The 11,865-nt window shown below is 49.0% G+C and carries 10 protein-coding genes; 4 read left to right on the forward strand and 6 right to left on the reverse strand.

The window, feature by feature from the left end:
- The first annotated feature begins 344 nt into the window (after positions 1-344).
- The 3 genes from FA954_RS10590 to FA954_RS10600 all read left to right on the forward strand — a co-directional run bounded on the left by FA954_RS10590 (position 345) and on the right by FA954_RS10600 (position 2,977).
- Complete coding sequence (locus FA954_RS10590; RefSeq protein WP_037993397.1) at positions 345-869, forward strand: matrixin family metalloprotease; 525 nt, start codon at positions 345-347, stop codon at positions 867-869.
- A gap of 28 nt (positions 870-897) precedes the next feature.
- Positions 898-1,578 carry a hypothetical protein gene (locus FA954_RS10595; protein ID WP_037993398.1) on the forward strand — a complete coding sequence of 227 codons (681 nt, stop codon included), beginning with the start codon at positions 898-900 and terminating at the stop codon, positions 1,576-1,578.
- A 169-nt stretch (positions 1,579-1,747) separates the two neighbouring features.
- Entirely contained in the window at positions 1,748-2,977 is a 1,230-nt protein-coding gene (locus tag FA954_RS10600; RefSeq protein WP_374057892.1) for a glycoside hydrolase family 10-like protein, read from the forward strand.
- 55 nt (positions 2,978-3,032) lie between these two features.
- Here FA954_RS10600 and leuB read toward each other — a convergent pair whose 3' ends face one another.
- The 6 genes from leuB to ilvD all read right to left on the reverse strand — a co-directional run bounded on the left by leuB (position 3,033) and on the right by ilvD (position 11,252).
- A complete protein-coding gene (gene leuB / locus FA954_RS10605; protein ID WP_037993402.1) occupies positions 3,033-4,142 on the reverse strand; it encodes a 3-isopropylmalate dehydrogenase in 1,110 nt (369 codons plus the stop codon).
- Positions 4,143-4,156: 14 nt separating this feature from the next.
- The gene (locus FA954_RS10610; protein WP_049719798.1) at positions 4,157-5,707 is read right to left on the reverse strand and encodes a 2-isopropylmalate synthase; all 1,551 of its coding nucleotides are present in this window, start codon (positions 5,705-5,707) and stop codon (positions 4,157-4,159) included.
- 23 nt (positions 5,708-5,730) lie between these two features.
- The gene (gene ilvC, locus FA954_RS10615; protein ID WP_037993406.1) at positions 5,731-6,735 is read right to left on the reverse strand and encodes a ketol-acid reductoisomerase; all 1,005 of its coding nucleotides are present in this window, start codon (positions 6,733-6,735) and stop codon (positions 5,731-5,733) included.
- 18 nt (positions 6,736-6,753) lie between these two features.
- Entirely contained in the window at positions 6,754-7,257 is a 504-nt protein-coding gene (gene ilvN / locus FA954_RS10620) for an acetolactate synthase small subunit (protein ID WP_037993408.1), read from the reverse strand.
- Positions 7,254-9,059 carry a biosynthetic-type acetolactate synthase large subunit gene (ilvB, locus tag FA954_RS10625; protein ID WP_082240557.1) on the reverse strand — a complete coding sequence of 602 codons (1,806 nt, stop codon included), beginning with the start codon at positions 9,057-9,059 and terminating at the stop codon, positions 7,254-7,256. Before ilvB ends, ilvN begins: the two co-directional genes overlap by 4 nt.
- Positions 9,060-9,581: 522 nt before the next feature.
- Positions 9,582-11,252, reverse strand: coding sequence for a dihydroxy-acid dehydratase (gene ilvD / locus FA954_RS10630; protein WP_037993412.1), 1,671 nt, complete (start codon positions 11,250-11,252; stop codon positions 9,582-9,584).
- Positions 11,253-11,444: 192 nt separating this feature from the next.
- Between ilvD and FA954_RS10635 the strand changes: the two genes are divergently transcribed.
- Entirely contained in the window at positions 11,445-11,855 is a 411-nt protein-coding gene (locus tag FA954_RS10635) for a MarR family winged helix-turn-helix transcriptional regulator (RefSeq protein ID WP_165489704.1), read from the forward strand.
- The last annotated feature ends 10 nt before the right edge of the window (positions 11,856-11,865 follow it).

Below are 11,865 nucleotides of genomic sequence, written 5' to 3' on the forward strand. Positions count from 1 at the left end.
TATTTCTAAAAATTATATTTACACATATAATAATATTATTATATAATTGGGTAGAGAACGCTCAAATCTCTTCCAATCTCACTTCCACTTTCCGTGAAGGAGGTGCGCCAATGCCTTCGCTCATCCTCTCGAAATGCGACAAATGCGGAACTCCGGATTGCAAATGCCCGGATTGCGACTGTAAAAAATAACAAATCCTCCCATGGCCAGTCCTTCAGGGCTGGGTTTTCTTTTAATAGAAATACTTTTGATAAAAAATACATGCGTTAGACAAAAATATAAAAGTATTATAACTTAGTAGATGATTACAGCAGCTGGGCATTCCACATTAGGAGGGAAACAAGTTGAAAAAGAAAGCACTCATTCTCTTCCTCATCACCCCTTTATGTGTGTGGATATTTCCTTCCATGACTTTCGCATACAGCTTTACGGGTGACAAATTATGTGATTATTATTATGTATACTATCGCTGGGGCGGACACATCACGAATGAACATCAGGAAGCTTCCAAAAAAGCGATTCAAAGCTGGAATGAAGCACAGGACAAACGCCGTTTTGTGCAAGGCGATTCCTCCGCAACCGGAGTGGTCGATTCTTATTACTCCAGCACAGATGGTTATTTTGGCTATTCTTACTGGCAAACCGGCGTGGGTTCCTGCATCAATTCCTGGGTGGCAAAAATGAATACATACTATGAGTCCAATAACGACTCCCAATTTGGGCAAAGCGTCCTGGGCCATGAAATCGGGCACATTCTCGGTTTGGCGCATACCAATTGGACATCCCTGATGAATACGGAACGTGACCGGTTTCATACATATACCCCGCAGACCGACGACATCAACGGGGTAAACAATTTATATGAGTGAAACTTCCTGGCTTAAAGGAGGATTTTCATTGAAGTGGAAAAAAATCTCTTTTCTGTTTACAACCGTCTTTCTTCTCTTGGCTGCCGGCTGTATGCCCGGTGACAAAAAAGAAGAAGTGAACATGGGCATGCATGTCGATTTGGCTATGGCAAACAATTTGCCGGCCATGATTGATCAAGCCCCCGTCATCGTCCTCGGCGAGTACAAGGGAATGGACCGGGTGGAAAACGGGGCACGGAATCCGAAAAATCCGGCACTCCCTTCCGAAAACACCTATCATGAAGTGCAAGTGTACAAATTTCAAGTCGATCGGGTGCTCAAAGGAAAACTGGAGCAAAAGAACATCGAAGTCGGCATTGCCCACAAGCTTCAACTGCAAACCAATGATGACCAAAAAATTGAAATCATCCATCCTCTTTACACCCAACCGGAGAATAACCAAAAATACATTTTATTTCTGAATCACCCGGACACGTACACCCGGTACCACACGTTTCGGTTTACACCGCATTCCATTAAATTGGACAAAAAAAATATTGCCCATTTGGTCATGCCTTCCATGAAACTGCAAAAACAACGAGTGGAAACGCAAGATCAAATCTTCCATATCAACATTGACGGTTTTCCGTCCGATTATCATGATCAAATCACAGGTAAACCTTTATCTTCCCTCTTTGATTTGATCCGTTTGGAATCAAACCCGAAATAAATAAGCACCCTGAGGGCAAAAAGGCTTATTGGATTGATTTTGGACAAGCGAACGTGACACTCGCTTGTTTTTTTTATTTTGTCTTTCAGAGATTTCAAGACGAGACGTCGAAATATTTTGATATAATAAATTTGCGAAACATTATCAAACAATTGAGAGGAGATGGATTGTGAAGCGATTGGTTCTGTTATTGCTTTCATCTTTGATGATCGCTTTCACATGGTATCCGATGGCTGAAGCCCGCACTTCCAGTCAAAGTGAATTCCGGGGGGTTTGGATCGCCAGTGTCACAAACATCGACTGGCCGTCCAATCCATATCTGAGTGCGGAAGAACAAAAGAACGAGTTCATCACGATTCTGGAAGAGTCCAAAAAAATGGGGTTAAACGCGGTGGTGGTGCAAATCCGTCCGACAGCGGACGCTTTTTATCCCTCCCAATGGAATCCGTGGTCAAAATATCTGACCGGGGAACAAGGAAAATCCCCCGGCTATGACCCGCTGGCCTTTATGATTGAAGAGGCCCATGCACGAAATCTGGAGTTTCATGCCTGGTTCAATCCCTACCGGGTGAGCATGGACACCCGACTGGATCAACTGGTTCCGGATCACCCGGCGCGAAAAAACCCGAATTGGGTGGTTTCTTACGGGGGAAAACTTTGGTTCGATCCGGGTATCCCCGCTGTCCAAGATCATATTGTGGACAGCATCATGGAAGTGGTCCGCAATTATGACATTGATGCCGTTCATTTCGATGATTATTTTTACCCGTATCCTGTGCAAGGACAAGACTTCCCGGATGATGAAACCTACCAAACTTACGGACAAAATTTTCCGGACAAAGGAGACTGGCGGCGGCATAATGTCAACACCCTCGTCCAGCGCGTCAGCCAGGCCATCAAAAGCGAAAAACCGGGTGTGAAGTTCGGCATCTCTCCGTTTGGCATCTGGAAAAACAAATCAAGTGATCCGACCGGCTCCGACACGAACGGATCCGAAAGCTATTTCACGGTTTATGCCGATTCGCGCACATGGATCCGGCAAGGATGGCTTGATTACATCGCCCCGCAAATTTACTGGAACATCGGCCATCCGGCCGCCGACTATGCCAAGTTGCTTGCATGGTGGTCCGGTGAAGTGGCGGGAAGAAACACTCATTTATATATTGGACATGCCGCCTACAAGATCGGCAATGATAACGAAGCCTGGGACAACCCGGAAGAAATCCCCAACCAGATCAAAATGATCCGGCAAAACGCGTTTGCAAAAGGAAGCATTTTTTTCAGTTACAAAGACTTAAATGCCAATCGTCTCGGCATCAAGGACCGCCTGGCAAACGATCTGTACCGGGAACCAGCCGGGATCCCGTCCATGCCCTGGTTGGACAGCACATCGAAATGATTTAAATTCCATTCAAAAAAGCCGGCAATGCCGGCTTTTTTCACTTTCATCTTCTTTAATTCGCTTGGGACAACACCGGAGAACACCGCTTCAGTTCTTCCACGACCAAATCTCCAAATTCCTCCGTATCCACCGCCATCGTATCCGGTTTTGCCAAATCCGGCGTCAGGTACCCGTTAGCAAGAACCGTTCGCACGGCCTGCTCCACTGCCTCAGCCGCTTGGTGGAAACCAAATGAAAATTTCAACATCAATGCAGCAGACAATATCGTCGCCGCCGGATTGGCCACTCCCTGTCCGGCAATGTCGGGGGCGGAACCATGAACCGGTTCATACAAACCAAAGGAATCTTCACCCAGGCTGGCCGACGGCAACAAACCGATGGAACCGGAAAGAATGGCGGATTCATCACTTAAAATATCGCCAAACATGTTTTCAGTCACCAGCACATCAAAAGAAGACGGGCGCAGAATTAATTGCATGGCGCAATTGTCCACCAGCATGTGTTCCAAGGTGACATCCGGGTATTCTTCCGCCACTTTTTCGGTCACCTCCCGCCATAACCGGGAACTTTCCAACACATTGGCTTTATCCACGGATGTCACTTTTTTCCCCCGCTTTCTGGCAATTTCAAATGCTTGCCGTACAATTCGTTCAATTTCGTATTCATGATACACCAGCAGGTCAGTGGCCACTTCGCCCTGTAACGTTTGCGAACGGGTCTTCTCTCCAAAATAAATGCCGCCGGTCAATTCGCGAACCACAATGAGATCCACGTCTTTCACCACATCGAACCGCAAAGAGGAATTTGTGTTTAATCCTTCAAACGCCATGACCGGACGCAAATTGGAAAACAAACCGAGTTCTTTTCTCAGTGCCAGCAAAGCCTTTTCCGGACGCAGTTCAGCCGGATACCGGTCCCATTGGGGTCCCCCGACCGCCCCGAGCAAAACCGCATCTGATGCTTTGCATAATTGCAACGTTTCATCGGGGAGGGGAGTGCCCACCCGGTCGATGGCCGTCCCCCCCACCAAGCTGTATTGAAATTCAAAGGCGCAACCATACATCCGTTCCACTTGATACAAAACCTTCACAGCCTCTTCCACAATCTCCGGACCGATTCCGTCTCCCGGCAATACAGCCACTTTTTTCTTTGCTCCGCTCATCTCTGTCCACTCCTTTATACTGTCGTCACTGCTGTTTTCTCGGCAGGATAATCTCCTTTGCGACGAATCAGACGGTTGATCGCATCCAGGTACGCCCGGGCACTGGCCTCCAGCACGTCTGTGCTCACACCTCTGCCTCTGACATAAAGCTCGCCTTGTCTCAACTGAACACTCACTTCACCCAGCGCATCTTTTCCTTGCGTCACTGAATGGATCCGATAATCCTCCAAAGACACTCTCTCCTGTGCAACCCGGTCAATGGCTTTAAAGATGGCATCCACCGACCCGTTCCCGCAGGCCGCTTCAAAGAAGGTTTTGCCATCACTTTCTCTTTTGATCTTAATGCTTGCCGTCGGAAGAGACGGATTGCCGCAGGTGACCTGCAATGATTCCATCACATAAAAGTCCTGTGCATGCACCAGTTTTTCTTCCACCAATGCAATCAAATCATCATCGGTGATTTCTTTTTTGCGGTCGGCCAACTCTTTAAAGCGTTCAAACAACGGATTGACTTGCTCCTCTTTCAGCTCAAACCCCAATTCCACCATCTTCGTTTTGAAGGCATGGCGGCCGGAATGTTTGCCCAACACCAGACGGCTTTCATTTAACCCGACGCTTTCCGGAGTCATGATTTCATAAGTTTCGCGGTGTTTCAGCATGCCATCCTGATGAATGCCCGACTCATGGGCAAACGCATTGGTTCCCACCACCGCTTTGTTTCCCGGAACCGGCATGCCGGTCAATTTGCTTACCATCCGGCTGGTGCGGTGAATTTCTTTTAAATTGAGTGTCGTTTGCACGCGGTAATAAGCTTCTCTTGTTTTCACAGCCATGGCGATTTCCTCCAAAGCTGCATTTCCCGCCCTTTCACCGATCCCGTTGATGGTGCATTCCACTTGGGACACACCGGCCTCAATCGCTGCCAGACTGTTGGCCACCGCCATCCCCAAATCATCATGGCAGTGCGCGCTCAACCGCACTTGATCCACCCGCGGCACCCGGTTGATCACTTCGCGGAACATATCCGCATATTCTTGCGGCGTCAGATAACCGACCGTGTCCGGCAGGTTAATCACCGTGGCCCCGGCTGAGATGGCAGTGTCAACCACTTCGCACAAAAAGTCGATTTCGGTTCTTCCCGCATCTTCTGCCGAGAACTCAATCTGTGAAAAATACTTTTTTGCATAGGTGATCGCTTCACGGATCCTGGTTTTCACCTGTTCTTTATCCATCTGCAACTTGTATTCCCGATGGATTGGAGAGGTTGCCAGAAATAGATGGAGATATGGGGATTCCGCCGCTTGTAACGCTTCCTTTGCAAAGTCGATGTCCCTTTTCACCGCCCGGGACAAACTGCAGACAGACGCATTTTTCACCACTTGTGCCACTTCTTTGACAGCATTCAGATCTCCTTTGGAGGAAGCGGCAAATCCGGCTTCAATCACATTCACCCCTAACTTTTCCAACTGAATCGCAATCTCCACTTTCTCCCGGGTGCTCAAATTGACACCCGGTGACTGTTCTCCATCGCGCAATGTCGTGTCAAAAATCATGACTGTACGCATACCCGCTTCCTCTCCTTTAAACTCTATTGTTTCACAGGCTCAGCTTTCGTCCAGACCATCAACTTTCTCAACTGACTCCCCACTTGCTCAATCGGATGCTCTTTCCCAGCTCTTCTCAACTCTGCAAACTCTTTTCGTCCATTCTCGTTCTCTTGGATCCACCGGCGGGCAAAGGAACCGTCTTGAATTTCTTTTAAAATTTCTTTCATGGCTTCCCGGCTGGATTCTGCAACCACCCGTTTTCCGCTGACATAATCGCCGAACTCAGCCGTGTCACTGACCGAGTAGCGCATCTGGCTCAAGCCGCCTTCATACATCAAATCGACAATCAATTTCAATTCATGCAAACATTCGAAATAGGCGATTTCCGGTTGGTATCCGGCTTCCACCAGGGTTTCGAACCCGCTTTGGACCAGGCGGCTGACCCCGCCGCACAAAACGGCTTGTTCCCCGAACAGGTCGGTTTCGGTTTCTTCCTTGAAGGTGGTTTCAATCACGCCGGCTTTGGTGGAACCGATGCCTTTACAGTAAGCCAAGGCCATGTCTTTGGCTCTTCCGCTTGCATCCTGATAAACCGCGATCAGGGACGGAACACCAAATCCTTCTTCAAAAACTCTTCTTAACAGATGGCCCGGCGATTTGGGGGCAACCAGGATGACATCCACCTTTTCGGGCGGAACAATTTGTTTAAAATGAATATTGAATCCGTGTGAGAACATCAATACATTTCCCGGTTGCAAATAAGGGGCAATCTGTTCTTCATACACCTTTTTCTGAAGCTCGTCGGGAATCAGCACTTGCACAACATCGGCACGTTTGACGGCTTCATCCACCTCCAGCACTTCAAATCCGTCCGCGGCCGCCTGTTCCCAAGATTTCCCCTTCCGGAGTCCGATCACCACGTTCACTCCGCTGTCCCGCAAGTTTTGTGCCTGGGCATGCCCTTGGCTTCCGTATCCAATCACCGCAACCGTTTTCCCTTGCAACAAAGACAAATCCGCATCTTGCTCATAATACATTTTCGCCATTGTTCCATTCCTCCTTAATTAAAGTGAAACCATTTTGTTTTCAGACACACTGCCTCTGGAAATCGCCGTCACTCCGGTTCGGGCCACTTCCTGAATCCCGTAGGGACGAAGCAGTTCAATCATGGCTTCCAGTTTGAGCGGGTCACCCGTCACCTGGATCACCAGCGATTTTTGACCGACATCCACGATGTTTGCCCGAAAGGGTTCGATCACTCCGGTGATCTCGGCTCTGACCGACGGCGGTGCCGCCACCTTGATCAGGAGAAGCTCCCGTTCAACCGACTGGTCTTTTTCCAACTGTTCCACCTGGATCACGTCGATCAATTTGTTTAATTGTTTTGAAATTTGCGCGATGGTCGACGGGTTTCCCCTGGTGACGATCACCATGCGGGAGTAGGCCGGATTCTCAGTCTCCCCCACACTGATGCTTTCAATGTTGAAGTTCCTCTGCCCGATCATACTGGCCACCCGCGCCAAGACCCTGGGTTGATTGTTGACCAACACGGATAAAACTCTTCTCATCTCAACTCATCTCCCATCACCATCTCATCCAGACTCGATCCCGGAGCCACCATCGGATAAACATTTTCATCCGGTTCGACCCAGAAATCGACCAACGCCGGTCCGGGATGATTCAGGGCCTCATTCCAGGCGGAGACGGCTTCTTCCCTGTTTTTAGCCCGCCAGGCCTTGACTCCGTAGGCATCCGCCAGTTTGACAAAATCCGGACCGCCTGAAAGATCAACGTCACAATAACGTTGCTCATAAAACACTTCCTGCCATTGCCGGACCATCCCCAAACACTGGTTGTTGATGATGGCGATTTTCACCGGAAGATTCAAAAGAGGAAGAAGCGCCAGTTCTTGGGCGGTCATTTGAAATCCCCCGTCCCCTGTCACGGCGATCACCGGGCGGTCCGGCACTCCCAATTGGGCCCCGATGGCTGCCGGAAAACCGAATCCCATCGTGCCAAGACCGCCGGAACTTAACAGCGAGCGGGGATGGTGGAACCGGTAAAACTGTGCGACCCACATTTGGTGTTGTCCCACATCCGTGGTTATGATCGCTTCCCCTTTGGTCGAGCGGTAGATTTCTTCAATCACCCACTGGGGCTTTAATGAACAGCCGTCGTCGCGGTAAGTTAACGGATATTCTTTCTTCCAAAAATCCAACTTCTCCATCCACGCTTTTGAATTGCTCCGCGGCACGTTTCGGTTCACCTTTTGCAAAACGGTTTTGACATCTCCGACCAGCGGGATCCAAGTCTCCACATTTTTTCCGATCTCCGCCGGATCGATGTCGATATGCACGATTTTGGCCCGTTTTGCAAATGTGTCGATGCGCCCCATGGTGACCCGGTCATCAAAACGGACGCCGATGCCGATCAGCAAATCACACTCCAACAAAGCGTGATTGGCGGTGTACGTTCCATGCATCCCCGGCATCCCCAGCCAATACGGATGGGTGCCGGGAAATCCCCCGATTCCCATCAAGGTTGTGGTCACCGGGATCTCCGATTGCTCGGCTAACTCCCTCAGCTCGTCGGCCGCACCGGATGTGACCACGCCTCCTCCTGCCAAAATCAATGGTTTTTCGGCTTTGGAAATGGCGTCGTAAAGTTGTTCAATCCGGGCTTGCTCAGGCTCTTCCGGAATTTTTAACCCGGGGATGTGGACTTCTTCCGGATAGGAAAGCGTTGTTTTCGCATTGGAAACATCCTTCGGAATGTCAATCAACACCGGTCCGGGACGCCCCGTTGTGGCAATTTTGAACGCCTCTTTCACAATCCTCGGCAACTGGGAAACATCCCGGACCAAATAGTTATGCTTGGTGATCGGCATCGTGATTCCCGTGATGTCTGCTTCTTGGAAAGCATCCGTCCCCAGCAAATCCTGGGCCACATTCCCTGTGATACAAACCAAAGGGACGGAATCCATCATGGCTGTTGCAATGCCTGTGACAAGGTTGGTTGCTCCCGGTCCCGAAGTGGCAATGACCACCCCGGGCTTTCCGGTTGCTCGCGCGTATCCGTCCGCGGCATGAATGGCTCCTTGCTCGTGGCGAGCGAGCAGATGTTGAACTTTTTCGTGATATAACGTGTCATAGATCGGCAGTACTGCTCCGCCCGGATAACCGAATATCACCTCTACTCCTTCCCGGATCAAACTGCGAAGCAAAATCTCGGATCCAGTCAGTTCCTCCCTCTTCTCTGCTTCTGACTCAACTGCCTCCGTCGTTCTGGTTTCCACTTGGGGAGCCAACGCTTGTTCCTCCTTTTCGGATGTAAATAAAAAAACCCGATTCACCCCACACGACAAGTGCATGCCGTCATTGGGACGAATCAGGTTCGTGGTACCACCCAATTTTACCGACTTTTCGCAAAACCGGTCTCAATGGGTACAGACAAAACACCATGGCCTGTACCCTGTCGATAACGGGACAACCGGGAATGTACTACTCGATGCAAGCACATTGCATCTTTGGCCACCCGACTCCGAGGTGAGAGAATCATAAGCTCATGGTTCCGGTCTCAGCAAAATCCGGACTCTCTGTAACGCACTCGCTTATGTTCATTCCTCTTCATCGTCTCAATATACTGAATTATCAGGCTTGTTGTTGTTTTAAAACAGCCGCTTGAAAAACGGCAGAAATTTAGGAGACATCAGCGGTGAAGTTTTTTAAGAATTACAATTTCGACTATTTAGATGCTATTATAATCACCCTCTTCACAGGGTGTCAACCGGTTTTTCCGGGAAAATTCATTACAAATTTGTAATCGTTTGCAAATTTTTTAAATAAGTTGAATCACCTCTTTTTTCAGAAAGTGATTCAACCGTTAAAAATTCCTATACTTTTTTTAAAACAGCCCCGGTATTGGCGGAAGTCACCATATGGGCATAACGTCTTAAAAAACGTCCCTCCACTTCGATGGAAGGTGCTTTCCATGCCGCTTTCCTTTTTTTCATCTCCTCATCGGAAACCAAAAGCTGAAGCGTTCCCTTATCCAAATCGATTTCAATTTCGTCTCCCGGCTCGACCCATCCAATGGGGCCTCCTTCTGCCGCCTCGGGAGAAATATGACCGATGCAAATTCCTCTCGTCGCCCCGGAAAAACGGCCGTCGGTGATCAACGCCACCTCTTTTCCGAGCCCCATTCCCATGATGGCGGAAGTCGGCGACAACATTTCCGGCATTCCCGGGCCGCCTTTGGGGCCTTCATACCGGATGACGACAACATGTCCGGACTTCACTTTTCCCATGGCAATTCCGGCAATGGCCGAATCCTGGGAATCAAACACAATGGCTTTTCCCTTAAACCGGCGAATCGAAGGATCCACCGCCCCGGTTTTAATCACTGCACCGTCGGGGGCGAGGTTCCCGTATAAAATCTGCAGTCCTCCCGTTTCACTGTATGGCTTGTCAACCGATTTGATGACCGCGCGGTCTTTCACTTCCGTTTCTGCAATATTTTCACCCAGTGTTTTCAAGGTCACCGTCGGTCGATCCAGATTCAGCAACCCCCCGATTTTACTCAACTCATGGAGAATGGCCGAAATGCCTCCCGCCCGGTCCACATCTTCCATGTGCCAATTTCCCGCCGGGCTGACTTTACATAAGTATGGGACTTTTTTCGAAAGTTCATTGATGGACTCCAGTGGATAATCGATTCCTGCTTCGTATGCAATCGCCATGGTGTGAAGAATCGTATTGGTGGAACCTCCCATGGCCATATCCAACACCAGTGCATTATCCACCGATTCCTTGGTAACAATATCCCGCGGCTTCAGGTCCGCTTCGATTAAACGGAGAATTTGGCGGGCCGCTTTTCTCGCCAATTCATTTCGTTCCTCCGTACCGGCAAGGATGCTTCCGTTTCCCGGCAAAGCCAATCCCAGTGCTTCCGCCAGACAGTTCATCGAATTGGCCGTAAACATACCGGAACAAGACCCGCAGCTTGGACACCCAAACTGTTCCAACGTTTGCAATTCCCGTTCGTCCATTTTCCCGGCGTGATAAGCCCCTACTCCTTCAAAAACCGAAACCAGATCCACTTTTTCTCCCTGCGGTGTCACCCCGGCCCGCATCGGTCCGCCGCTGACGAAAATGGTCGGGATATTCACCCTCAAAGCCCCCATCATCATGCCGGGCGTAATTTTGTCACAATTAGGAATACAAATAAGCCCGTCAAACCAATGGGCCAACGCCACCGTCTCCACCGAATCGGCAATGATCTCCCGGCTGGGCAACGAATAGCGCATGCCGATATGCCCCATGGCAATACCATCGTCCACACCGATCGCATTAAATTCAAAAGGAACTCCGCCCGCCTCCCGGACGGCTTCTTTCACCACTTCGGCAAATCTATTTAAATGCATATGCCCCGGAATGATTTCAACAAATGAATTGCATATGCCGATAAAAGGCTTGTCAAAATCTTCATCTTTCAATCCGGCTGCCCGCAACAATGCGCGGTGCGGCGCCCGGTCGATCCCTTTTTTAATTTTGTCACTTCGCATTGTTCTCCCCCTTTTTTGATTTTTCATATCAGTTTATAACAAAACGGGACGGATGTCACGACTAAAAAAGGGACCAAAAAACAAAAACAACAGAAATTTATGTTGTAAAATTGAAAGAGAATGGTTTATAATCATGACTAATATTTCACTTCATAAAACAAAATAGGGAATCCCATGAAGGAGAAAGTGATGTTGGACAGAATTGAAATGTCAATGGAATTGGAACAAGTGTTTCGCCTCATTTTACGACAAATCCGTAAAGATTTAACGGAAATTTGGGGAGATCAAATTAACGGGGCTGAATTCGGCGTGCTCAAAAAGCTCCATAAAAGCCCTCAAATCATCACAGCACTGGCCCAGGAATTTGATGTGTCCGTCAGCCACATCACCCATGTGGCGGATCAGTTGGAGAAAAAAAATCTGGTGTACCGGCAACGGTCGCAATTGGACAAACGCGTGGTCGAACTTCACCTGACGGATCAAGGCAAGGAGATGATTCAAAAACTTGCCGACCAAAAATCAGAATACTTTCGGAAAAAGTTTGAAAACTTGTCCACGGAAGAGTTGAAAACCTTGCTTTCCCTGTTGCATAAAGTCATTTAAAAAAACCCCC

Source organism: Thermoactinomyces vulgaris, assembly GCF_005886755.1.
Classification (GTDB): Bacteria; Bacillota; Bacilli; order Thermoactinomycetales; family Thermoactinomycetaceae; genus Thermoactinomyces; species Thermoactinomyces vulgaris.